This is a genomic window from Micromonospora sp. NPDC049301 (assembly GCF_040678715.1).
GTDB lineage: Bacteria > Actinomycetota > Actinomycetes > Mycobacteriales > Micromonosporaceae > Micromonospora.
The window spans coordinates 524305-546831 of record NZ_JBFAQO010000002.1 but is presented as its reverse complement, the minus strand read 5'-3'; the positions used below and the strand labels follow the sequence as shown (position 1 = coordinate 546831).

Annotated in this window: 22 protein-coding genes; 15 read left to right on the top strand and 7 right to left on the bottom strand. The window is 73.6% G+C overall.

The window, feature by feature from the left end:
• The first annotated feature begins 10 nt into the window (after positions 1-10).
• The 5 genes from AB0K07_RS08695 (at position 11) to AB0K07_RS08675 (ending at position 5232) form a co-directional block, all read left to right on the top strand.
• Positions 11-859: a hypothetical protein gene (locus tag AB0K07_RS08695; RefSeq protein WP_363752155.1), complete on the top strand. Its 849-nt coding sequence runs from the start codon at positions 11-13 to the stop codon at positions 857-859.
• On the top strand, positions 849-2675 hold the full coding sequence (locus AB0K07_RS08690; protein WP_363752153.1) for a class I SAM-dependent methyltransferase: 1827 nt from the start codon (positions 849-851) through the stop codon (positions 2673-2675). The genes AB0K07_RS08695 and AB0K07_RS08690 overlap by 11 nt, the downstream gene beginning before the upstream one ends.
• Positions 2676-2767: 92 nt before the next feature.
• Complete coding sequence (locus AB0K07_RS08685; RefSeq protein WP_363752797.1) at positions 2768-3490, top strand: glycosyltransferase family protein; 723 nt, start codon at positions 2768-2770, stop codon at positions 3488-3490.
• Complete coding sequence (locus AB0K07_RS08680) at positions 3487-4545, top strand: spore coat protein (RefSeq protein ID WP_363752795.1); 1059 nt, start codon at positions 3487-3489, stop codon at positions 4543-4545. Before AB0K07_RS08685 ends, AB0K07_RS08680 begins: the two co-directional genes overlap by 4 nt.
• Before the next feature lie 51 nt (positions 4546-4596).
• Positions 4597-5232 carry an alpha-ketoglutarate-dependent dioxygenase AlkB gene (locus AB0K07_RS08675; RefSeq protein ID WP_363752151.1) on the top strand — a complete coding sequence of 212 codons (636 nt, stop codon included), beginning with the start codon at positions 4597-4599 and terminating at the stop codon, positions 5230-5232.
• Positions 5233-5344: 112 nt separating this feature from the next.
• Here the strand turns inward: AB0K07_RS08675 and AB0K07_RS08670 are convergent, their stop codons facing one another.
• Positions 5345-7828, bottom strand: a complete 2484-nt coding sequence (locus tag AB0K07_RS08670; RefSeq protein WP_363752149.1) for a DNA topoisomerase IV subunit A — start codon at positions 7826-7828, stop codon at positions 5345-5347.
• A 64-nt stretch (positions 7829-7892) separates the two neighbouring features.
• The gene (locus tag AB0K07_RS08665) at positions 7893-10022 is read right to left on the bottom strand and encodes a DNA topoisomerase IV subunit B (RefSeq protein ID WP_363752793.1); all 2130 of its coding nucleotides are present in this window, start codon (positions 10020-10022) and stop codon (positions 7893-7895) included.
• A 203-nt stretch (positions 10023-10225) separates the two neighbouring features.
• On the opposite strand from AB0K07_RS08665, the gene AB0K07_RS08660 reads away from it, so the two are divergent.
• From AB0K07_RS08660 to AB0K07_RS08650, 3 genes are all read left to right on the top strand, one after another.
• Positions 10226-10996 (top strand): hypothetical protein, encoded by a 771-nt coding sequence (locus AB0K07_RS08660; protein WP_363752147.1) that lies wholly within the window; start codon positions 10226-10228, stop codon positions 10994-10996.
• 312 nt (positions 10997-11308) lie between these two features.
• The gene (locus AB0K07_RS08655; RefSeq protein ID WP_363752145.1) at positions 11309-12565 is read left to right on the top strand and encodes a hypothetical protein; all 1257 of its coding nucleotides are present in this window, start codon (positions 11309-11311) and stop codon (positions 12563-12565) included.
• 126 nt (positions 12566-12691) lie between these two features.
• Positions 12692-13555 carry an alpha/beta fold hydrolase gene (locus AB0K07_RS08650; RefSeq protein WP_363752142.1) on the top strand — a complete coding sequence of 288 codons (864 nt, stop codon included), beginning with the start codon at positions 12692-12694 and terminating at the stop codon, positions 13553-13555.
• A gap of 39 nt (positions 13556-13594) precedes the next feature.
• Here AB0K07_RS08650 and AB0K07_RS08645 read toward each other — a convergent pair whose 3' ends face one another.
• Positions 13595-13765 carry a hypothetical protein gene (locus AB0K07_RS08645; protein ID WP_363752140.1) on the bottom strand — a complete coding sequence of 57 codons (171 nt, stop codon included), beginning with the start codon at positions 13763-13765 and terminating at the stop codon, positions 13595-13597.
• A 197-nt stretch (positions 13766-13962) separates the two neighbouring features.
• Between AB0K07_RS08645 and AB0K07_RS08640 the strand changes: the two genes are divergently transcribed.
• The gene (locus AB0K07_RS08640; RefSeq protein ID WP_363752138.1) at positions 13963-14592 is read left to right on the top strand and encodes a hypothetical protein; all 630 of its coding nucleotides are present in this window, start codon (positions 13963-13965) and stop codon (positions 14590-14592) included.
• Positions 14593-14739: 147 nt separating this feature from the next.
• Positions 14740-15126: a hypothetical protein gene (locus AB0K07_RS08635; protein WP_363752136.1), complete on the top strand. Its 387-nt coding sequence runs from the start codon at positions 14740-14742 to the stop codon at positions 15124-15126.
• Positions 15127-15168: 42 nt separating this feature from the next.
• Here the strand turns inward: AB0K07_RS08635 and AB0K07_RS08630 are convergent, their stop codons facing one another.
• Positions 15169-16092, bottom strand: a complete 924-nt coding sequence (locus AB0K07_RS08630; RefSeq protein ID WP_363752134.1) for a DUF72 domain-containing protein — start codon at positions 16090-16092, stop codon at positions 15169-15171.
• 132 nt (positions 16093-16224) lie between these two features.
• Here AB0K07_RS08630 and AB0K07_RS08625 point away from each other — a divergent pair, with 132 nt between their 5' ends.
• The 3 genes from AB0K07_RS08625 to AB0K07_RS08615 all read left to right on the top strand — a co-directional run bounded on the left by AB0K07_RS08625 (position 16225) and on the right by AB0K07_RS08615 (position 18465).
• Positions 16225-16728, top strand: a complete 504-nt coding sequence (locus AB0K07_RS08625; protein ID WP_363752132.1) for a DinB family protein — start codon at positions 16225-16227, stop codon at positions 16726-16728.
• A 109-nt stretch (positions 16729-16837) separates the two neighbouring features.
• Positions 16838-17680: a hypothetical protein gene (locus AB0K07_RS08620; protein WP_363752130.1), complete on the top strand. Its 843-nt coding sequence runs from the start codon at positions 16838-16840 to the stop codon at positions 17678-17680.
• 86 nt (positions 17681-17766) lie between these two features.
• The gene (locus tag AB0K07_RS08615; RefSeq protein ID WP_363752128.1) at positions 17767-18465 is read left to right on the top strand and encodes a Pr6Pr family membrane protein; all 699 of its coding nucleotides are present in this window, start codon (positions 17767-17769) and stop codon (positions 18463-18465) included.
• 14 nt (positions 18466-18479) lie between these two features.
• Here the strand turns inward: AB0K07_RS08615 and AB0K07_RS08610 are convergent, their stop codons facing one another.
• The 3 genes from AB0K07_RS08610 to AB0K07_RS08600 form a co-directional block, all read right to left on the bottom strand.
• Positions 18480-20561 (bottom strand): glycogen debranching N-terminal domain-containing protein, encoded by a 2082-nt coding sequence (locus tag AB0K07_RS08610; protein ID WP_363752126.1) that lies wholly within the window; start codon positions 20559-20561, stop codon positions 18480-18482.
• A complete protein-coding gene (locus tag AB0K07_RS08605) occupies positions 20558-20947 on the bottom strand; it encodes an SCP2 sterol-binding domain-containing protein (RefSeq protein ID WP_363752791.1) in 390 nt (129 codons plus the stop codon). The genes AB0K07_RS08610 and AB0K07_RS08605 overlap by 4 nt, the downstream gene beginning before the upstream one ends.
• A 107-nt stretch (positions 20948-21054) precedes the next feature.
• Positions 21055-21564, bottom strand: a complete 510-nt coding sequence (locus AB0K07_RS08600; RefSeq protein ID WP_363752124.1) for a DUF664 domain-containing protein — start codon at positions 21562-21564, stop codon at positions 21055-21057.
• Between the two features lie 77 nt (positions 21565-21641).
• Between AB0K07_RS08600 and AB0K07_RS08595 the strand changes: the two genes are divergently transcribed.
• Positions 21642-22157: a 2'-5' RNA ligase family protein gene (locus AB0K07_RS08595; RefSeq protein WP_363752122.1), complete on the top strand. Its 516-nt coding sequence runs from the start codon at positions 21642-21644 to the stop codon at positions 22155-22157.
• Between the two features lie 178 nt (positions 22158-22335).
• Positions 22336-22527, top strand: coding sequence for a hypothetical protein (locus AB0K07_RS08590; protein ID WP_328425564.1), 192 nt, complete (start codon positions 22336-22338; stop codon positions 22525-22527).

Below are 22527 nucleotides of genomic sequence, written 5' to 3'. Positions count from 1 at the left end.
TGGGATCCTGATGCACCACGCGAACCACTTCTACGGCCACGCGCACGTGCTGGCCCGCTACGCCGGCCTCGGCGACCGGCACCCGCCGCGGATCAACGGGTACGTGCAGCACGGCTGGAACATCGGCGACGGCCTGGCCCCCGGCCACCCGTACGCCGACCGCACCCCGAGCCTGCTCTGGTCGGAGCAGACCCGTCGCCGGGCCTGGTCGGTGGGGCGACGCAACGTTGTCGTCATCGGCGCCCCGTTCGTCTACCTGCTGGCGATGCGGCCCGAGGAGCCACCGGTCGAGGAGCGGGAGGGCACCATCTGGTACCCGTTCCACGGCTGGGAGGGCCAGCACGTCAAGGGCGACCACCGGGAGTTGATCGCCCGCATCCGGGACACCGAGCCCGGCCCGGTCACGGTCTGCCTCTACTGGCACGAGTACGGCATGCGCCATGTCCGCCGGCTCTACGAGCGCGCCGGGTTCCGGGTGATCTGCCACGGCTACCGGGGGCACTGGTGGAAGGACACCGACCCGGAGTTCCTCGACAAGCAACTGACCGAGCTGCGCCGGCACCGCCGGGTAGCATCCAACCGGCTGACCAGCGCGATCTTCTACGGCATCGCGGCCGGCTGCGAACCGGCGGTCTACGGCGACCCGATGATCCTGTCCAACGAGGACCCGACCTTCGGCGGGACCGCCCGCATCCGACGGCAGTGGCCGGAGCTGCACGGCGCCGCGGTCGACCTGCCCACCGCGGTCGGGATCGCCCGCGCCGAACTGGGCATCGACCACCGCTGCACGCCGGCCGAGCTGCGCGAGCTGCTCGGTTGGGCGAACCTTCAGGAGGAAGAGGAAGACCGTGACGACTGAGACGGCACCCGCCGGCCGGATCACCCTGCCGGGCGGCGAGATGCTGGCCTGGTCCGACCTGCCGGAGGAGCGGTTGGCCGACGGTGGTCCCCTGGCCGCGCTGGCCGCCCGGATCGTTCCGGCCGGAGCCCGGGTCCTGCTCGCCGGGCCGCACGACCCGGCGCTGCTCGACCGACTGGCCCACGCCGAGGTGACCTGCCTGCTGCGCAGCCACCCGGACGCGGTGGCGCTGGCCCAGCGGGCCGCGCGTGTCGTGGTGGGCGGCCCGGCAGGGCTGCCCGCCGGCGAGACGTACGACGTGGTCATCGCCGCCGCCGGGCTGGACTCGGTGGAGTCGGTGGAGGGCGCCCGGCTCGGCTGGGACGGCGTGCTGGCGCGCCTGGTCGCCGCGGTACGCCCGGGGGGCGCGCTGCTGCTGCGCCTGGACAACCCGCTCGGCCTGCACCGGCTGGTCTCCACGACGCCCTGGTACGCGGGCCGGGACGACTCCGCCTGGACGATCGGCGGAGTGCTGGACCGCGCTCATCCCGCCAACCGTGACCAGCTGCGCGAGCGGCTCACCAACGCCGGGTTGCGGCCGACCGCCTGCTGGGCCGGCTACCCCGACACCAGCACCGCGACGGCGCTGCTCGACGCGGACCGGCTCGACCGGGGCGCCGACTCCGGGCTGTTCGACGCGGTGCTGCACGGCGCGTGCGCCGGGGGCTTCGCCACCGCGACGGTGCTCCAGGACCCGGCCCGGCTGGCGGTGGACGCGCTGCACGCCGGGCGCGCCGCCGACCTCGCGCCGGGCTGGCTGATGCTGGCCCTCCGGCCCGCAGGCCCCGAGAACCGGGCCACGCCGACCGTCGGCGGAGACCTGCCGGTGGCCCTGGTGCAGACCGGGCAACCCGGGATCGGCGTGCTCGAGGTGCTCGACGGCCCGGCCGGCTGGCAGTGGGGGCTCGCCACGCCGACCAGTGCGGTCGTGCCGGCCGCCGCGCCGTTCGCCAGCCGGGAGCCCGCGTACCGGGACCCGGGCGCGCTGACCGGGCCGGTGCCCGCCGGGCGGCTGCTGCGGACCCTGCTGCTGGACGCCGCGCTGCGCCGCGACCTGGGGACGCTGCGCACGCTGCTGCACGGGTACGCGGGCTGGCTCGCCGACCAGGCCGGCCCCGACGGCCGGATCGCCGGCGCGGCGGCGCTGGCCAGCACCGACAACGTGGTGGTCGACGGCGACCGCTACGCGGTGCTCGACCCGAGCTGGCGGGCCACCGACGCGCTGCCCGGCGACGTGGTGCTGGCACGCGGGCTGTGGCGCTTCGCGGCGGGCCTGCTCACCGGCGGGTACGCCCATCCGTGGTCGTCCACCCTCGACGTGGCGGGTCTGACCGTCGTGCTCGGCGGGCTCGCCGGCCACGACCTGGACCGGGAGACCGTGGCGCAGGCGGTGGACGCCGAGGCGGCGATCACCGCGGCGCTGCACGGGCTGGACAACAACGCCCGGGTGAGCCTCGCCGCCGAGCTGCGCGCCGTCGAACAGACCGACCCGCCGGTCGGCGCCCGCAGCTACCAGCAGCTGCGGGAGGCATGGCTGCGCCAGCGCGAGGAGATCAGCCGGCTCGCCGCACTGACCAAGTGGACCGACGAGCTGCTCACCTCGCGGGAACGGGCGTTGCGCCGGGCGGACGCGACGATCGGCCTGCTCAGCGGGTCCCTCAGCTACCGGGTGGGCCGACTCGCCATCACCCCGGCCCGGCTGGCGAAGCGGGGCGCCCGCGCCGCCAAGCGCCGGGCTCGCATGGCGCTCGCCCCGAAGCAGGAGGAGCAGCAGTGAACGGTCACGACAGCGCGGACGCCGCCCGCACCGACGTGGTGGCGGGCGGCCCGGTGCCGACGGAGGGCACGGGAGCAGCCGCCGGGCCACGGATCGTGGGGATCGTGCAGGCCCGGATGGGGTCGTCCCGGCTGCCCGGCAAGGTGCTCCGCCCGCTCGCCGGGCGGTCCGTGCTGGGCCGGGTGGTGCGCGCCGCCCGGGACAGCGGCGTCCTCGCCGACCTGGTGGTCGCGACCAGCACCGACCCGGTCGACGACGAGGTCGTGGCCGAGTGCGCACGCCTCGGCGTGCCCTGCCACCGCGGGCCGGTCGACGACGTGCTGGACCGGTTCGTGGGCGCGCTGGCCGCACACCCGGGCGACGCGGTCATGCGGTTCACCGCCGACTGCCCGCTGCTCGACCCGGAGATCATCACGCTGGTCGCCTCGGTTTACCGGGCGGTGCCCGGGCTGGACTACGCGAGCACGTCGATCGCCCGCACCCTGCCCCGGGGGCTGGACGTCGAGATCATCCGCGCGGAGACGCTGCGCACCCTGGACCGGCTCGCCACCGGTCACCACCGGGTGCACGTGACCTCGTACGCGTACACCCATCCGGAGCTGTTCCGGGTGCTCGGGGTGACGCTCACGCCGGACCGGTCGGCGCTGCGCCTGACCCTCGACACCGAGCAGGACTGGGCGCTGGTCCGCGCGGTGACCGACCACTTCGGCGACGTCAGCGTGCCGCTGGCCAAGCTCGCCGACTGGCTCGACGGGCAGCCCCGGCTGCGCGCCCTCAACGCCGACGTCCGGCAGAAGCGGCTGGAGGAGTCCTGAGCACGCTACGGGTCGGACTGCGCTGCGACGCCGGGCCGCGGCGCGGCGTCGGCCACCTCGTCCGCTGCCTCGCGCTCGCCGAGGAGTTCCAGGCTCGGGGCGCCCACGTCGCGGTGTTCGGCGCGGTCGAACGCCTCGCCTGGGCCACCGCGGAGCTGGCCGCGCGGGGCATCCCCCTGCATCCGGGCCCGGATTCCCCGGCCGAACTGGTCGACGCGGCCCGCCGCCACGAGCTGGACGTGCTGGTCCTCGACTCCTACGAGCTGGACCCGGCCGGCGCCGGCGCGCTGCGGGCAGCCGGAGTGTTCACCCTCGCCGTGATCGACGGGGACAGCCGGGGCCAGGACGCCGACCTCTACCTCGACCAGAACTTCGGAGCGCAGGCTTCGGCGCTGCCCGGACGGCTGCTCGCCGGCAGCGGGTACGCCCTGCTGCGCGACTCGGTGGTGGCCGCCCGCCCGGCGGCGCCCCGGCCCGCCACGGCGGTCAGCCGGCCCCGGGTGCTGGCCTTCTTCGGCGGCACCGACGCCGTCGGCGCGGCCCCGGTGCTGACCCGGGTGCTGCTGGCCACCGGCCATCCGATGGACCTCACGGTCGTCGTCGGCCGACCGGAGATCGAGACGGAGCTGGAGGAGATCACCCCCGGACGCGGGCAGATCCTCCGACCGGTCGCACCCACCGGCTCGCTGCCGACACTGATCACCGAGGCCGACCTGGTGGTCAGCGCCGCCGGCACGTCCACCTGGGAACTCTGCTGCCTCGGCGCACCCTCCGCGCTGGTCTGCGTGGTGGACAACCAGCGCGAGTCGTACGCCCGGGTGGTGCGGCACGGTCTGGCCGGCGGCCTCGGTGAACTGCCGGAGCTGACCGCCGCCGGCGTCGCCGGGCGGGCCGCCCGCGCGACGGCCGCGCGGACCCTGCACGGGCTGCTCAGTTCCCCGCAGCGACGGACGGCACTGGCCGCGCGGGCCTGGTCCACCGTCGACGGGCGGGGCCGGGCCCGGGTCGTGGACGCGGTGTTCGACGCCGTACGCCCCGCCACCATTACCCACTGACCCACACCCCGCATTGGCACGGGTGTACGAAAGTGCTGCTAGGGTGGGCCCATGACGCAGGCCGCCTACCAGCCGTCGATGCTCGACCTGGCCGACGCCGGCCCGACCCTGGGGCCACTGGCCGGTCAGATCCGCCGGCACCAGCTCACCCGGGGCGCCTGGGTCGACCACCTCCCCGGCTGGGTGCGGGGCTCCGACACGGTCCTCGACACCCTGCTCACCGAGGTGCCCTGGCGGGCCGAGCGGCGCACCATGTACGACAGCGAGGTCGACGTGCCCCGCCTGCTCTGCTGGTACGACGGCGACCGGCAACTGCCGCACCCGGTGCTCACCGCGGCACGGGCGGCGCTGACCCGGCACTACGCCCCCGAGCTGGGCGAGCCGTTCGTCACCGCCGGCATGTGCCTCTACCGGTCCGGGCGCGACAGCGTGGCCTGGCACGGCGACACCATCGGCCGCTCCGCCCACACCGACACCGTCGTCGCGATCGTCTCGTTCGGGTCGCCCCGGCCGCTGCTGCTGCGCCCCCGCGGCGGCGGCGACAGCCTGCGCTTCCCCGTAGGTCACGGCGACCTGATCGTGATGGGCGGCTCCTGCCAACGCACATGGGAACACGCCATCCCGAAGACCACCCGCCCCGTCGGCCCCCGGGTCAGCGTCCAGTTCCGCCCCATCAACGTCGCCTGACCCCCGAGCCCCGACCCCCGAGCCCCGTCGATCATGAAGGTGTTGCCGGCAACGTCGGCGTGTCGCCGCAACAACTTCCTGATCAACGAAGCCAGGGCGGGGGTTCGGGGGGTCAGTCGCGTTCGATGAGGTGGCCCACCACGGTTGGGCCGAGCATGACCGCGAAGCCGGAGCCGTCGCGGCGCGGGTCGGCGGCGGGCAGCTCGACCGGTTCGCCGGTGCCGGTCGCACCGACCGGCCGCGGCCCCACCCAGGCGACCGCCACGTCCGTCTCGTCCTTGAGGAAGCGGTGGGCGCGCACGCCGCCGGTCGCCCGCCCCTTCGCCGGGTACGCCTTGAACGGCGTCACCTTGACCGTCGCCCCGGTCGAGGTGACCACCATCGGCTCGCCGTGCCCCGGATCGTCGGTGCGCACCGCGCCGAAGAAGACCACCCGCGCCCCGGCCGGCAGGTTGATACCGGCCATGCCGCCACCCTTGAGGCCCTGCGGGCGCACCAGCCCGGCGGCGAAGCGCAGCAGCGACGCCTCCGAGGTGACGAACGTCAGCGTCTCGGCACCGTCGGTCAGCCAGGTCGCCCCGACCACCTCGTCGCCGTCGCGCAGGCCGATCACCTCGAACTCGTCGGACCGCACCGGCCACTCCGGCGCGCAGACCTTCACCACGCCCTGCCGGGTGCCGAGCGCCAGCCCCGGCGAACCGTCCGCCGGCCCACCGAGCGGGGCCAGGCCGACCACCGTCTCCCCCGCCTCCAGCGGCACCAGCTCGGCGGCGGACATGCCGCCCCGCAGCGACACCGTGCCGGCCTGCTCCGGCAGCACCGGCAGCGGCAGAACGTCGATCTTGAAGGCTCGACCGGCGCTCGTCACCAGCAGCACCCGACCACGGGCGGTGGAGTGCACGATCGCGCGGACCGTGTCGTGCTTGACCCGGCCGTTGCGGCGACGCCCCTCGGCGCTCTCCTCCGACTCGGCCGCGGTCCGGGCGACCAGCCCGGTCGCGGAGAGGATCACCTGACACGGGTCGTCCGCGACCTCCAGCGGCCCGGCCGGCGCGGACGCGGCCAGCACCTCCTTGAGGTCGCCGTCGACCAGCGTGGTGCGCCGTTCGCTGCCGAACTGCTTGACCACGGCCGCCAGCTCGTCGGAGACCAGCTTCTTGAGCACCCGCTCGTCGTCGAGGATGGTGGACAACTCGGCGATCTCGCCGCGCAGCCGCTCCTGCTCGGCCTCCAGCTCGATCCGGTCGTACTTGGTCAGGCGGCGCAGCGGAGTGTCCAGGATGTAGGTGGCCTGGATGTCGGAGAGGCCGAACTGGCTCATCAGCCCGTCCTTGGCGGCCTGCGCGTCGTCGCTGCCCCGGATCAGCCGGACCACCCGGTCGATGTCCAGCAGTGCGATCAGCAGACCGTCGACCAGGTGCAGCCGCTCCTGACGCTTGCGGCGGCGGTACGAGCTGCGCCGGGTGACCACCTCGTACCGGTGGGCCAGGAACACCTCCAGCAGCGCCTTCAGCCCGAGGGTGCGGGGCTGCCCGTCCACCAGGACCAGGTTGTTGACGCCGAACGACTGCTCCAGCGGGGTGAGCCGGTAGAGGTCGGCGAGCAGCGCCTGCGGGTTGACCCCGACCTTGCACTCGATGACCAGCCGGGTGCCGCTCTCCCGGTCGGTGAGGTCCTTCACGTCGGCGATGCCGGTCAGCCGCTTGGTCTTGGTGACCTCGTTGGTGATCGCCGCGATGACCTTCTCGGCGCCGACGCCGTACGGCAGCTCGACCACGGTGATCCCCTGGCGCCCGCGACTGCCCTCGATCGGGCCGATCTCCACCTTGCCGCGCATCCGCACCACGCCGCGCCCGGTCTCGTACGCCCGGCGCACCTCGTCCAGGCCGAGCAGCACGCCACCGGTGGGCAGGTCGGGGCCGGGGACGAACTCCATGAGCTTGTCCAGAGTGGCGTCCGGGTGGTTGATGAGCCAGCGGGCGGCGGTGACCACCTCGGCCAGGTTGTGCGGGATCATGTTGGTGGCCATCCCGACCGCGATCCCGGACGCGCCGTTGACGAGCAGGTTGGGGAAGGCCGCCGGCAGCACGGTCGGCTGGGTCAGCGACCCGTCGTAGTTGGGCTCGACGTCGACGGTGTCCTCGCCGAGCTCGCCGACGAGCAGCATCGCCTCGCGTGACATCCGCGCTTCGGTGTAGCGCGCCGCCGCCGGGCCGTCGTCCGGGGAGCCGAAGTTGCCGTGCCCGTCGATCAGCGGCACGTTGAGCGAGAAGTCCTGCGCGAGGCGGACCATCGCGTCGTAGATCGCCGTGTCCCCGTGTGGATGGTACTTGCCCATTGTGTCGCCCACGATGCGGGCGGACTTCACGTGACCCCGGTCGGGCCGGTAGCCCTGCTCGTACATCGACCAGAGGATGCGCCGGTGCACGGGCTTGAGGCCGTCGCGGGCATCGGGCAGGGCGCGGGAGTGGATGACCGAGAACGCGTACTCCAGATAGGAGTCGGAGACCTCGGTGACCAGTGGATTGTCGAAGACCCGCGCACCGGCCTGGTCGAACGAGGAGAGATCGACCTTGTTTTCCTTACGGCGTGCCATGACTCAACTTTCCCCTCGGACCGTGCGCGTGCTCATGCCGTCGCTCCGCTTCGCTGCCGCTCGCTCACGCGTCGATCGCCTCGCGGTCGACCCGGTCAGCCGAGTCGATCAGCCAGTTGCGGCGCGGCTCGACCTTCTCCCCCATCAGCAGTTCGAGGATCCGCTCGGCGGCGTCCACGTCGTCGAGGGTGATCCGGCGGACGGCGCGGGTGGCCGGGTTCATGGTGGTGTCCCACAGCTCGTCGGCGTTCATCTCACCGAGGCCCTTGAACCGTGGGATGGGCGTGACGATCTGCTTGCCGGCCTTCTCCAGCTTGCGGACCGTCGCCTCCATCTCGGCCTGGGTGTAGGTGTAGGTGGTCTGCGGGTTGCGCCCCTTGGTGGTGATCTTGTGCAGGGGCGGCATCGCGGCGTAGAGCCGGCCGGCCTCGATCAGCGGGCGCATGTACCGGGCGAAGAGGGTGATCAGCAGCGTGCGGATGTGCGCGCCGTCCACGTCCGCGTCGGCCATGATCAGCACCCGGCCGTAGCGCAGTGCGGAGAGGTCGAAGGTACGCCCCGAGCCGGCGCCGAGCACCTGGACGATCGCCGCGCACTCGGCGTTGTCAAGTACCTGCTGGAGGTTCGCCTTCTGCACATTGAGGATCTTGCCCCGGATCGGCAGCAGCGCCTGGTATTCCGAGGAGCGGGCCATCCGGCTCGTGCCCAGGGCGCTGTCGCCCTCGACGATGAACAGCTCGCTGCGGTCGATGCCGGTGGCGCGGCAGTCGACCAGCTTCGGCGGCATGGACGCGCCCTCCAGGGCGGTCTTGCGCCGGGCGGCGTCCTTCTGCTGCTTCTGGGTGAGCCGGACCCGCGCCGCGTCGACGATCTTCTGCAGGACGGTGCGTGCCTCGGCCTTGGTGCGCCGGTCCTCCAGCCACGCCTTGAGGTGCGCCTCGACCAGGGTGTGGATCACCTTGGTGATGCCGGTGGTGGACAGCTCGTCCTTGGTCTGCGAGGTGAACTGCGGCTCGGGGATCCGCACGTGCACCACCGCCGTCATCCCCTCCAGGACGTCGTCCAGAGTGGGCGGCTCCTCCTTGGCCTTGAGCAGCCCGCGGGTGTTGCGGACGGCGTCGGCCAGGGTGCGCGCCAGGGCCCGCTCGAAACCCTTGCGGTGCGTGCCGCCGTGGGCGTTGCGGATGGTGTTGGTGAAGCACTCGACGGTGCGCTCGTAGCCGGTGCCCCAGCGGAACGCCACCTCGACCTCGGCGCGGCGCTGCACGTTGGACTGCATGACGCCGTTGGCGTCGGCGGCGTTCTCCCGGTACGTCCCCTCGCCGTTGACCAGCAGGGTGCCGGAGACCGGCCGGTCGCCGGCCGGGGCGAGAAACTCGACCATGTCGCTGAGCCCGTTGGGGTAGTGGAACCGCTCCTCGGTGGGAGTCTCACCGGTCAGGTCACGCAGCAGGTACGCCACGCCGGGGACCAGGAACGCGGTGTTGCGCAGCTTCATCCGGACCGCGTCGACGTCGAGTGCCGCGCCGGTCTCGAAGTAACGGGCGTCGTGCCACCAGCGGATCGAGGTGCCGGTGGACTGCCGGCGCTTCATCGCGCCGACCACCTGGAGCCCGGGGCCGGCGGTGAACGGCGCGTCCGGCCCGTCGCCGTCGAAGATCCCCGGCACGCCGTGCCGGAAGGACATCGAGTGGATCTTGCCGGCCCGGCGGACGGTCACGTCGAACCGGTGGGACAGCGCGTTGACCGCGGAAGCGCCCACACCGTGCAGGCCGCCGGATGTCTTGTAGCCGGAGCCGCCGAACTTGCCGCCCGCGTGCAGCCGGGTGAGCACCAGCTCCACGCCGGAGATGCCGGACTTGGCGTGCACGTCGGTGGGGATGCCCCGGCCGTCGTCGTCGACCTGGACGGAGCCGTCGGCGTGCAGTGTCACCTCGACGCTGGTGGCGTGACCGGCGACACCCTCGTCGGTGGAGTTGTCGAGGATCTCGTTGACGAGGTGACCCACGCCACGGCTGTCGGTGGAACCGATGTACATGCCGGGCCGCTTGCGGACAGCGTCCAGCCCCTCAAGGTGGGTGAGGTCATCGGCCCCGTACAGGGTGTCAGGCTCTGCGGTCAACTGGTCGTACTCCCCGGTCTCGGCGGTGTGCTGCCGGTCACCGGCGAGATCAGCCGGCGTGGCGCGCCGCAGCGAGCCTAGCCCGAGGCTGGGACAACTCCTGGAGGACCTACGCGACCCGCCGCGCGGCGACCGTCGGACGTGAGCGAACGAACAGCCCGCGTCCTCCCGAGCCGGGCACCGGTCGGTGATCACGGGATCACACAGCGGCTGTTCGGCCGCTAAACTGACCGGCGATCGCGTCCGGCACGCGCCGGCGCGGGGTGGGAGCCGACATGGACGGGCACGAGGCGACCGGGCGGTTGGCCGCCCCGTCGTTGGCCGCCGGCCGCGCCGACGAGCAGCGCGCGGTGGACGACACGACTCGCGGCGCTCTCCGGCGCGCCATCGGCACACGGGCCCGGCGGTGGCTGCTCGCGGGCACCCTGCTGGCGGGGCTGCTCGCCGCCGTGGCGCTGACCGCGGCGGCGGCACCTGCCGACCGGACGTTCGCCGCACTCTCCGACACGGTGCAGAGCCTGATGTCGGTCGTGACGCCGCTCTTCGGCATCCTGCTGGTGCGCGACCTGCGGCGGGCGCCCGACGCCGTCCGGGTCTTCCCCACCGTGCTGGCGGTGGGGCTGCCGGCCGTCGTCATCGGCGTCGGCGGAGTGCTGATCTGCGCCGCGACGCTCGCCCTCACCCCGGCGGACGTCGCCGACGAGCCGTGGCGGCACGCCGGCACGGTCGCGGTGGGCAGCGTGCTGGTGCAGGTCGTCGCCGGGCTGGTGGGCACCGGGCTGGGCCTGCTGCTGCGCTCGGCGGTCGTGGCGTTCCTCGCCACCATCGTCCTGCCGTTGGGCCTGTTCGGGCTGCTGGGCGCCGTGGACGCCCTCCGGCCCGCCCAGGCCTGGCTCACCCCGTACGGCAGCGTGCGTCACCTGCTCTCCGGCGAGATGAGCGTCCTGCGGTGGGCACAGTGGCTGACCGTCCTCCTGATCTGGGGTGTCGGTCTGAACGCCTTCGGCGCGGCCCTGCTGAGACGGCGCCGGCAGCCCGACCGGTAGGTCCGCCACCACCGGGTAGTTGCCGCTCTGCCCGTCGTGGAGTGCCCGTGTCGCGGTCCGACCGGGGAAGACCCGCTCGCGGGGCTGACACCCGACGGCGTACGGGTCGAAGTAGGGCAGCGGCCGGACGCTATCGGCCCGCGCTCCCGGCGTCACCAGCATCGCCGCTGACAGGTGGACCCCCGAACGGCCCACCCACACGGACGTGTCTTTCATCGAACGATGATGTTACGGGCCATTGACGCCCGTCGCGCCGGGGTGATCTGATCGCGCTCTCAGAGAATCTTTCATCTTTCGATGGATGGGAGCCCCATGCCCAGGTTCCGGCGTACCGCGCTCGCCGCGGCACTCACGATCGTCACGGCCGCGCTGTCGACCGCCGTCGCGCTGCCCGCCCCCGCGTCCGCCGCGCTGCCCACCGCCGCGGTGGCGCTCGGCGACAGCTTCATCAGCGGCGAGGGCGCCGGGGCGTACACCCCCGTCGTCGATGTCAACGGTGTCGCCCAGGGCTTCCCCGGCTGGACGGCGCCGAACAACAACGCGTTCTTCTGCCACCGCTCGGCGAACGCCTCGCTGAACCAGGCCACCCTGCCGGGCATCCAGAACCGGTTCAACCTGGCCTGCTCCGGCGGCCAGCCCCACGACATCGCCACCGCGTCGAGCGCCCGCGCCAACGGCCGCACGGTGGCCGCGCAGCTCGACCAGCTGCGCGCCGTCGCGCAGACCCAGGACATCGACCTGGTGCTGATCGGCCTGGGTTCGAACAACAGCTCGTTCACCTTCGGCAGCGTGGCGGAGAAGTGCGCCAACCGGTTCATCGCCGACGCCTGGACGGGCTGGTGGGAGTTCTGGGCGTACCTGGGCGGCCCGGTGGAGCAGAAGCCGTGCACGGACGCCGACCTGGCCACCGCCGCGCAGCTCAGCGCCGCCACCGCGGAGACCACTGCCGCGGTACGCCAACTGCTGACCACCCTCGACCAGGTGGACGCGGACGGTCAGCACCGGGTCGTCTTCCAGGACTACACCAACCCGCTGCCGTTGGATCTGGACCCGGCGTACCACGAGGAGGACGGCCGGGACGACACCCGGGACAAGTTCCGCGACCTGGGCGCCGAGCGGTACGCGGCCGGTTGCCCGATCCACCGGGCCAGCCTCGCGCCCGGGCACCGCTTCTCGCAGGGCCTGGGCACGATCGTGAAGTCCACCCGGGACACCCTGGCCGCCGAGTTCCCCGCCGCCGACCTGGTCTACCTCAACGTGCAGCGGGCCTTCGACGGCGCCCGGCTCTGCGAGTCGTCGACCAGCCCGACCGGCGCGCTGGCCACCCCGATCCGGTTGCAGGACAGCCCGAACGGCACGTTCGTCACCAGCCTCTCCGGCAAGGACAAGATCGCCATCCAGCGGATCGCCAACACCTGCGTCAGCTACTTCCAGACCTGCCAGGAGTCGTGGCACCCGAACGCCACCGGGCACCAGGTGCTCGGCCAGTGCCTCAGTGGCGCCGCCACCACCAGCGCCCGTGCGGTGGCCTGCGTGCGGGCCAGCAACGGGACGATCTCCGTCTCCTGACCGAAGCCGTCACCCGGAGGCCCCGCCACCCGGCGGGGCCTCCGTCGCGTCCGGCCACGCCGGAGCCGGCTGTCGCCCGACACCGACGGGCTACCCGCCGGTAACGTCGGCCCGTAAGCTGGCCTGGTGAACGGGGACCCGGAGTACGCGCAGGAATTCGTCGAGGTCGACGGTGGTCGGCTCGGCGTGCAGGTCTATCCGGAGCCGGCGGGACCGGCGGGAGCGCCGATGGTGCTGATCTGGCCGGCGATGGGGGTCCGCGCCCGCTACTACCGGCCGTTCGCCGCCGCGCTGCGTGCCGCCGGGCTGGCGGTCGTCGTCGCCGACCTGCGCGGCACCGGGACGAGCACCCCCGCGCCGAGCCGGGCGGACCGGCACGGCTACAGCGAGCTGGCCGGCGACGTTGGCGCCGTGCTGGCCGCGCTCAAGTCACGGCTGGACGGGCGTACCCGGCTGCTGCTGGGGCACTCGCTCGGCGGGCAGGCCGCGCTGCTGCACCTCGCCCTGCACGGTGCTGACGCGGTGGACGGGCTGGCGCTGGTGGCGGTCGGCATCCCCTACTGGCGGAGCTATCCGGGCCGGCGCGGCATCGGGGTGCTGCCGTACACCCAGGGGATCGCCGCGACCGCGGCGCTGCTCGGGGTCTGGCCGGGCTGGGGTTTCGGCGGCCGGCAGGCCTCCGGGGTGATCCGGGACTGGGCGTACACCGCCCGGACCGGCCGTTTCCCCCGGCTGGACGGCACGGACACCGAGGCGGCCGTACGCGCGGTACGGACCCCGGTGCTGGCGGTCAGTGTGGACGACGACCAGTACACGCCACACCAGACCATGGACCACCTGTGCGCGAAGCTCGCCGCGGCGCCGCTGACCCGGGAGCGGTACACGGTGGCGCAGGCCGGCTCGGCGCTGGACCACTTCAGCTGGGTCCGCGCGGGCACGCCGCTGGCACGGCGGGTCGCCCGCTTCGCCGGCGACCTGCCGGCCCGCTGAGAGGCACCGGCCGGCCGCCGCACGGCCCGGCCGGCCCGCTCACTCCTCCTGGTCCAGCGGCACCAGGTCGCCGTCGCGCTCGACCCGGACCTGGCCGTGCTCCTTGCGCGGCGGGACCTCCGCGGTGTTCTTGTGCGGGTCGTTGTCCGGGTGCATGAGCACCGCGTCGGTACGTGCGGTCTTCTCCCGGCTCTCCTCGGGCTGCGACATCCCGTTCCCCTCTCCTTCAGCGTCCGTCGAGAGCTACCCACCACGGACCGAACGACTCCTGCCGGCGACGATGCGGCACCGCGCGGCCCGGATGTCTCCGGAGTGCCGGATGCGGCGCGAATCGACCGGCCAGGGGCGGGGTTAGCCGCCGGGGCGGCGGGTAAGCCGCATCGCCCGACACGGCGGAAGGGGATCAGATGTCCGAACGGCATACCGCTCTGCGCTCGATGCACGATCTGGGCCTGGCGGCCTGGTTCGGCGGCTCCCTCATGGGAGCGCTCGGCGTCAACGGCGCAGCGGCGAAGATCAGTGACTCCACCCAGCGGCTTCCGGTCGCCTCGGCCGGATGGTCCAAGTGGACCCCGGTCAACGCGGCCGCGATCGGCGCCCACCTGGCCGGGGCGGTCGGTGAGCTGGTGACGGAGAGCCCACGGGTGGCCACTCAGGCCGGGGTGGCCCGGGCCAGCACCATCAAGACGGCGTTGACGATCGGGGCCCTCGCGGTGACCGGCTACAGCCGGTTGCTCGGCATGCGGCTGGAGAAGGCCGGCAGCCCACCGGTGAACGGCGCCACCGAGCCGAATCACCAGACGCCGGCCAACGTGGCCGCCTCGCAGCGGCAGATGAAGCTGCTCCAGTGGGCCATCCCGGCGCTGACCGGGACGCTGGTCGTGGTGACCGCGTACATGGGTGAGCAGCAGAAGCCGGGGCAGGTGTTCCGGGGGATGCTCGGCCGGGCCGGCATGTTGGCCAGCGCCCCGAAGGGGATGGCCAAGATGGCGGGCATGGGCGCTGGCAAGCGGCAGATGGCGATGGCCGGGCGCTGAGCGCCGGGCTGGCCGGCGTCCCGCCGGCACCTCGACGGCGGGGCGGCGGCCGGCTCTGCGCCCGCCCGCACGACGGGGTACGGCGTGCGGCCGGGCAGGCCGGACCGGCCCGGGGAGGGCAGTCGTCCGCCGGTAGCGGTGGACCCGATGAGCGAGGTGGCCATGACGGCGCACAAGGGACCCAGTGGCAGCGGCGACCGGTTGGAGCCGGAGGCGGTCCAGCCGTGGAAGACCGAGGACGGCTTCGACGCCGAGCCGCCCTGGGGCGCGGACGAGGACTCGCCGATGGACGAGGGCAGCGAGGAGACGGCGGTGCCCGAGGGGCGGCGCGGGGAGCGCCGCGCGGGCGCCCCGGCGGGCCGGTCCGGCCCGGCCGGTCGGCACGGCTTCGGCTCGGTGGAACCGACCCGCACCCCGGCTGCCGGACCCGGTGCGCCCCCGGACCCGGCACCCGGCCACCGGTCCTTCCCCGACGATGCCGACATCAACGAGCGGTCCGAGGACGCTCTGCGCACCCGGGGACGCCGCTCCTAGCGGCACCACCGGGCGGGGACCCGCGCGCCGGACGCGGGACCGTCAGCCGGTCGGCGTGGCGCGGGCCGGCACGGGCCGGCGCTCCGGGCCGATCATCGTCTCGGTGAGCAGCCGCGCCAGGAGGGTGGCGTCGCGCTGGGCCTGACCAGCGCAGCAGTTGTTGAACAGCACGTGCAGTTCGTCAGCCGGGCCGGCCAGCCCGGCCAGCAGCCCGGCCCAGTGCCGTAGCTCCTCCTCGGCGTACGCGTAGCGGAACTTGTCCTGCTTGTCGCCGTCGCGCCAGGCGTCGCTGTGACCGTGAAACCGGACGATCGCCGGCTCCGCCGTGGTGGTCAGGATGGGCGGCACCGACGACGGGTGCCCCTGCGGCATGTCGACGCAGACGTACGAGAGGTCGTGCGAGCGCAGCAGGTCCAGAGTGTCCGGTGCCGCCGGGCCGTCGAACCAGGACGCGTGCCGCAGCTCCACGGCCACCCGCCACGGCCGGCACCGCTGTGCCAGTTCGACGATCCGGCGTTCGGCGGCGGCGCCGCGCGCCAGCCACGGCGGGAACTGCAACAGCAGCACACCGAGCTTGCCGGCCGCCGCGATCGGGTCCAGCGCCGCCCGGAACCGGGACCACAGCTCGTCGTACGCCCGCTCCGGCAGGTCGCGGCGACGGACCCGGCTGGGGCCGGCGGCCGGACGCAGGTCGCGGGGCAGCGCGGCGAGCGGCGTCGGGTGACCGGTGAAGAGGCTGAACGCCTTGACGTCGAACGTGAACTCGGCCGGCGTGGCGTCGACCCAGCCCTGGGTGGTCTCCGGCGCCGGGATCGCGTAGTAGGAGGTGTCCACCTCGACCAGAGGAAACCGCCCGGCGTAGAAACCGAGGCGGCCGGCCGGGGTGTTGGCCGAGCGCGGGTACCACCCGGAGCGCAGCAGCGACTGGTCGGCCCAGGACGACGTGCCCACCTTAATCACACCCATGTCATTCAGTGGACCGCCCGACGCGCGGATCGGCAACCGCTGGCGGCCCGCACCGCCGTCGTGTCGAGCCGGAGAAGTGTCAGTGCCACGTCCTACGCTGGCGCCGAGCGGACATCGACGAAGGGCGGCACCATGACCAGCACCGAGCAGCTCACCAGCGAGCGGGCCGACCTGCTGCAGACGCTGCGCCGACACCGGGGCTTTCTCCTGCAGACCGTCGATGGGCTGACCGACGAGCAGGCGGCCACCTGCACCACGGTCAGCGAGCTCTGCCTCGGCGGCCTCATCAAGCACGTGGCCGGCACCGAGCAGCGGTGGATGCTCTTCGCGGTGGGCGGCGCCGAGGCGATGCAGCGCGAGGAGGTCGACTGGGTCGGCCAGTTCCGGATGGCGCCGGGCGAGACCCTCGCCGGGTTGATCGAGCGGTTCCGGCAGGTTGCCGACCACACCGACGGTCTGATCGCCACCCTCGACCTGGACGCGGCGCACCCGCTGCCGCAGGCGCCCTGGTTCGAGCCGGGAGCGAGCTGGACGGTCCGCCGGGTGCTGCTGCACCTGATCGCCGAGACGTCTCAGCACGCCGGGCATGCCGACATCCTGCGCGAGGCGATCGACGGCACCAAGACCATGGGCTGACCGGGCCCGAGCGTCCGCCGGCGTCCCCACCGTCCACCACCCGATGTCACAGCCCGCCCTGCGTGCCGGATGTGACATCGCGCAGGTGAGCGGCGCTGAGGGACACGAGATGAACGCAGACCGGATCGACCAGGAGACCGCCGAGCGGCTGCTCGGCGGGGCCGTAGTGCCATCAGCAGGCCCACGGCCGGTCGTGCTGCTGCTGACCGCCGTACGCGCCGCGCCCAGCCCCGCCGAACTGGCCGGCGAGGGCGTCGCCGTGCGGGCCTTCCACCGTGAGCGGCAGAGCCGCGTGCACGCGAAGCCCATCCGGCACGCCGCAGGCAGCGACCCGCTGGCCGTTCCCCGCCCGCCCGCCCGCCGCTCCCGCACCCTCGCCGCTTTCGGTGGCAGGGCGGCCGTGGCGGCCCTGGCCCTCGCCGCCACCGGCGGCGTGGCGCTGGCCGCCGGCACCGGTTCCGCGCCCCGACCGTCGCATCCGCCCACGGCCACCCCGCCGGTGCCCGCCGGTCCACCCGCCGCGACCGCACCGGCCACCGGTGGGCAGGTCACGTCGGGCGCACACGCCACGAGCGGGATCGTGCCGCCCGCCTCCGTCTCCGCCGGGACGACGGCCCTGTGCCGGGCGTTCCGGTCCGTCTCCGGGGACGGCCGCGGCCGGGCCCTCGACAACCCGGTCTTCTCCGAGTTGATAACCGCCGCCGGTGACCGGCAGGCGGTGCCCGGCTACTGCGCGCGGCTCCTGACCGTCCGAACCACGCCGGGCGGGGCCACCGCCGGGCGGCCCGGCACCACACCCGGGCGCCCACACCCGTCCGGCCCGCAGGACCATCCGTCCGGCCCGCAGGACCACCCGCCCACCGCTGGCGGGCCCGACCGCACCGCACCGGCCGACCGCCGGCCCGCCACGCCCGAGCGGCCCACCGAACCGACCAGCCGGCGCACACGCTGACGACGCCCCAGGCCCTCGCACGGCGTGCCGTTCGGTCCGTCCGTCCACCACAGCGCCGGCCGCCGGTGGACTGATAGCTTGCCCCGATGAGTCTGCGGCGGCGACACGCGGCGGCGCTCCTGCGCCTGGTGCTGGTACTCGGCGTGCTGGCCGGCGTCGTGCTCACCGCGCTCGGCCCGGCCACCGTCACCGGGCTGCTGCCGTACTTCACCATCCAGAGCAACGTCGCGGTCGGCGCTCTCGCGGCGTACGCCGGCCTCAGCGCGTGGCGGGACCGACCCGACCCGCCGCCGACGCTCCGCGGCGCGGTCACCCTCTACATCACCATCACCGGCGTGGTCTACCACCTGGTGCTGGCCAACCCCGCCAGTCCGTTCGCGATGGCCCAGCCGGACCGGACCGTCGGCGAGGCGCTCGGCAATCAGCTGCTGCACACGGTGGTGCCACTGCTGGCGGTCGCCGACTGGGTGCTGTTCGACCAACGCGGCCGGCTGCGCCTCCGGTACGCGGCCTGGTGGCTGGCGTTTCCGCTGGGCTACCTCGGTTTCGCCCTGCTACGAGGGCTGGTCGTGCACGGGTACCCGTACCCGTTCCTGGACGCGGGCGAGCTGGGCTACGCCGGGGTGGCGGTGAGCGCCCTCTTCTTCGCCATCGCGTTCTGGCTGCTCGGCCTGCTCTTCGTCGGCATCGACCGCACGCTCTCCCGCCGCCGTACCCCCACCCCACCCACCCCCGCCGCACACAGTGACCAGGACGTCGGTGTCACCGCCGACGGCGTACCGTGACGCGGTCTTCCCGGTCACCGAAGTCGGCGGCGGTCGCTGCCGGCGGTGGAGCGGTCCCCGGCGTACGCGTCGGACAGACCCCACCGGCCCGGGATGTCCAGCAGCTCGATCCTGCCGAAGCCCGCTGGCAGGGCCGGATTGACCAGCAGGTTCTCGCCGGTGGGCCGCAGCCCCAGCAGGGTGCCCAGCAGCATCAGCAGCGCGCCCGAGGACCACGACTGCGGGCGACCGGCCGAGGGCAGCTGGACGGGGTACTTCGTCAGGCGGCGCTCGTAGCCGGCGATCAGCTCCGGCACCGGCCCGCCCAGCGTCTGCGCCGCGTCGAAGATGCCGGCCGCGATCCGGGCCGCCTGCGCGTCGAAGCGGTAGTGCCGCAGCCCGGCGGCGATCAGGGCGTTGTCCGACGGCCACACCGCCCCCAGGTGTGAGCCCACCGGGTTGTACGGCCGCTGTCCCTTGGCGAAGGTGCGCACTCCCCAACCGCTGAACAGCCGCGGCCCGACCAGGTGCTCGGCGACCGCCTCGGCGCGGTCGTCCGCGACGATCCCGCTCCACAGCAGGTGCCCGATGTTGGACGACAGCGCATCGACCGGCTCGCCGTGCGGCCCCAGCGCCAGCGCGTAGTACTCCCGTTCCGGCAACCAGAAGTCCCGGTTGAACCGGTCCTTCAGCTCCGCCGCCTCCCGGTCCAGCCGGTCGGCGTACACCGGGTCATCCCAGAACGTGCGGGCGAGCCGCGCGCCGCGCCGTTTCGCGTCGTACGCGTAGCCCTGCAACTCGCAGGTGGCCCGGGGAAGCGCCGGCTGCCACCCGCACGCGTCGGTGATCGCGTCCGGAGAGTTCTTCCAGCTCTGGTTGATCACGCCGTGCCGCTCGTTGCGGCGCTGGTAGCGCAGGTACCCGTCTCCGGTCATGTCGCCGTACTCGTCGATCCAGTCCAGTGCCATCCGGGCCGCGTGGTGCAGCTCGCGGACCAGGTCCGCGTCGCCGGACCAGCGCTCGTACTCGTCGAGCAGGACGACGAACAGCGGGGTGGTGTCCGCCGCGCCGTAGTACAGCGCGTCCGGCCGGTCGCCGAACGCGGCCGACTCGCCGTAGCGGAGCTGCGCCAGGATCTTGCCCGGCTCCTCGTCGTGTACGTCGTCCAGCTGACCGCCCTGCAACAGCGCCAGCAACCGCAGCGTCGCGGGGGCCAGCTCGGGGGTGAACGCCATGGTCTGCAGGCAGGTCATGATGCTGTCCCGCCCGCACAGCCCCATCGCCCACGGCAGGCCGCCCACCGGCACCCGCGTGTTGTACGACAGCGGCATGTACCGCAGCGCCCCCAGGTCGGCCAGGCTGCCCCGGTAGATCTCCTCCAAGCTCTCCCGTTCGGCCACCAGCTCCGGGGCCCGATCCAGCCAGCCCGCCAGCTCCTCGCGCATCCCCCCGCGTACGTGCTCCCGGTGCGACTCCAGGTCGTTGCGCAGGTCCCGGCCGCCCTCGCCCCGGATGGTCATGGTGACCTGCAGGTCGGTCTCCCACGTGCCCTCGGGCTCGATCCGGATCCGGAACGTCATTCCCCGCTCGTCCACATCGGCCGGAGCCGTGCTGCTCACGACGGTCTCGCGGACGAACCGCTCCCGCCCGTACCGCAGTACGAGCTGGTTGCGCGCGGAGTCGGCGGTGACCTCGACGGCTCGCTGTCGCAGCTCCCGGCCCGCGGCGACGTCGGCCAGGTCGGCCAGGTCGGCGAAGTCGCTGCCCATGTCCATCCGCACGGTGAACTCGGCCGGCTGGGCGGAGTGGTTGAGCAACGTGATGCGCTCGTTGAAGCTGTCGTTGATCGAGCGGTGCCGGATCACCGACACGTCGGCGTCGACGTAGTGACTCGCCGCGCCCGGCACCAGGAAGAACCGGGTCTCGAAGTACGTCATGTCGTCGCGGGAGAGCACGTTCAGCTCTTCCCCGCCGACACTGAGTATCCAGCGGGACAGGAAGCGGGTGTCGAACGAGAAGAGCCCCACCGGAGTGCCCGGGTCCTCCGCCACGTCGCCCCGCCCGTCGCTGATCGCGAAGGCGTTCCCGGCGATCACGTGCACCCCTTCCCGGCTCACCGGCGCCCCTCTCGCCCGGCCATCGCGGCCCGACCGAGCTCGCGCGGATGCCGGGCACCGGCCGGCCCGGGAAAGATGCGCCGCAGCAGCATCAGCAGCTGGAGTTTGCCCTGCACGCTCAGCTCGTTGCGCAGCAGCGCCGCCGCCACGTGGGTCTCCCCGCGCGCCAACCGGTCGAGGGCCGCCGGAGCGGCGCGGATGACCAGATCCGCGTCGTCGCCCGACTGGGTCACCCGCACGTGCTGGTCGGCGATGGTCAGGTACCAGTGCTCGGTGTGGCCGTCCTCCCGCGCGTCCAGCCGCATGGTCCCAGCGGTCGTCTCCGGCAGGTCGGCACGCCGGCCGGAGCCCAGCTGTCGCAGATATTCCCCCACCGTCGCGCCCATCACGTCCCCTCCCCCCACTTGCCCTGAGGATGGCCCGCGACGGGGTGAGACCGGCTCACCCGAACGGGGTGACGCCGGGTGCCCGGGGGCCCGACGGACGCGGCCGGTCAGCCGGCCCCGATGAGCCCGCGCACGTAGCCGGCCTGGCCGACGTGTTGCAGGTCGTCCTCGGCGACGCTGACCAGCCGGACGCCGAGGGTGACCGGCGGGTCCCACGCCTCGTCCACCACGCGGTCCAGGTCCGCCGGCCGCAGCCCGGCGAGGAACTGGCGGGTGCGCCCCGAGACCGCCTGGTAGTAGTCGATCAGGGCCTGCGCGCTCTCCGGCCGCACGGCGGCGACCTGGGCGGGCGAGTGACCGTAACCGGTGTCGTGCGGGTCGGCGGTGAGCCCGAACCGCCGCGCCCAGTCGCCGCTCACCCAGACCTGCTCGGTGTCGAGCACGTCGGCCACGTGGTCGTCCTGGATCCGGGTCAGATGCCAGACCAGCCAGCCGATCGTGTTGGCTCCCGGGCCGGGTGCCCAGCGCAGCTGCTCCGGGCTGAGGCCGTCGACCGCCGCGCGGACGAGGTCGGGCAGCCGGTCGTACGCCTCCGTCAGCAGGTCACTCACGTCCACGGGCCACGCCTCCTGGTCTGTTTCCGTTCAGGTACCGCCGAGACCGGCGGGCAAACCTCTGCCGTTACGGTGATCACGTGGTCGCCGCGGTGGAGCTGTATCTGGACCCGGACGCCACCCGACGCATCCGGGTGCTCTGGGACGCGCTGGAGGCCGAGGGCGTGCAGAGCATGCGGTCGCTGCTGGAACAGCGCCACCGCCCGCACGTCTCGCTCGCCGTGGCGCCCCGCCTCGACCCCGAGCAGGTCGCCGCGGCGCTGCGCGGCACGGTGGTGGCGGCGCCGCTGCGCCTCGACTTCCAGCATGCCGGGCAGTTCGTCGGCCGGGTGCTCTGGCTCGGCCCGACGGTCACCCCGGAGCTGCTGGCCCACCACCGGCTGGTGCACGACCGGCTCGCCGCCGGCGGCATCAGCCTGGTCGAGCACTACCAGCCGGGCCGCTGGGTGCCACACTGCACGCTCTCGATGCGGGTGCCGAACGCGCTGATGGCCGCCGCGGTGCGCCGCTGCCTGGAGGTGCTGCCGGTGACCGCGACCGTGGTCGGCGCGGCGCTCACCGACCACGCCCGCGGCATCGCCCACCCACTGTCCTGACCCGCCGCCGAGTCGTTGACAGTCGGGAAACCGAAAACAAGGGGTGCGGACGAGGCTGGGCGTGGGATGGTGCGAGATGGCTGCTGTACCGGTGGCGACCCGCCCACCCGCGGGTTGCCCGGCCGGAGGCGCGGGCGCACGCCGCGCGGCCCCGGGGCGGCTTCGACGAGGAGAGGCAGTGCCCATGCAGGCTCAGCGCAGGCCACCGCGTACGGAGCGGAGCCAGACCCGGGACGACCGGACCGGCGGCGGCATGACCGGAGCGGCCACGCCCCTGACCATCTGGGCCGCTGCCGTGCTGCTCGGCCGGATCGGCGCCGGCGAGGACGACAGCGAGGACGAGCGGCACATCCTGCGCGGCATCGAGTGA

Excerpts from the sequence above, each read along its gene's own strand:
- AB0K07_RS08695 (WP_363752155.1), top strand. The coding sequence starts at position 11 with ATGCACCACGCGAACCACTTCTACGGCCACGCGCACGTGCTGGCCCGC.
- AB0K07_RS08675 (WP_363752151.1), top strand. The coding sequence starts at position 4,597 with ATGACGCAGGCCGCCTACCAGCCGTCGATGCTCGACCTGGCCGACGCC.
- AB0K07_RS08670 (WP_363752149.1), bottom strand. The coding sequence starts at position 7,828 with ATGGCACGCCGTAAGGAAAACAAGGTCGATCTCTCCTCGTTCGACCAG.
- AB0K07_RS08660 (WP_363752147.1), top strand. The coding sequence starts at position 10,226 with ATGGACGGGCACGAGGCGACCGGGCGGTTGGCCGCCCCGTCGTTGGCC.
- AB0K07_RS08655 (WP_363752145.1), top strand. The coding sequence starts at position 11,309 with ATGCCCAGGTTCCGGCGTACCGCGCTCGCCGCGGCACTCACGATCGTC.
- AB0K07_RS08645 (WP_363752140.1), bottom strand. The coding sequence starts at position 13,765 with ATGTCGCAGCCCGAGGAGAGCCGGGAGAAGACCGCACGTACCGACGCG.
- AB0K07_RS08640 (WP_363752138.1), top strand. The coding sequence starts at position 13,963 with ATGTCCGAACGGCATACCGCTCTGCGCTCGATGCACGATCTGGGCCTG.
- AB0K07_RS08635 (WP_363752136.1), top strand. The coding sequence starts at position 14,740 with ATGAGCGAGGTGGCCATGACGGCGCACAAGGGACCCAGTGGCAGCGGC.
- AB0K07_RS08630 (WP_363752134.1), bottom strand. The coding sequence starts at position 16,092 with ATGGGTGTGATTAAGGTGGGCACGTCGTCCTGGGCCGACCAGTCGCTG.
- AB0K07_RS08625 (WP_363752132.1), top strand. The coding sequence starts at position 16,225 with ATGACCAGCACCGAGCAGCTCACCAGCGAGCGGGCCGACCTGCTGCAG.
- AB0K07_RS08620 (WP_363752130.1), top strand. The coding sequence starts at position 16,838 with ATGAACGCAGACCGGATCGACCAGGAGACCGCCGAGCGGCTGCTCGGC.
- AB0K07_RS08615 (WP_363752128.1), top strand. The coding sequence starts at position 17,767 with ATGAGTCTGCGGCGGCGACACGCGGCGGCGCTCCTGCGCCTGGTGCTG.
- AB0K07_RS08605 (WP_363752791.1), bottom strand. The coding sequence starts at position 20,947 with ATGGGCGCGACGGTGGGGGAATATCTGCGACAGCTGGGCTCCGGCCGG.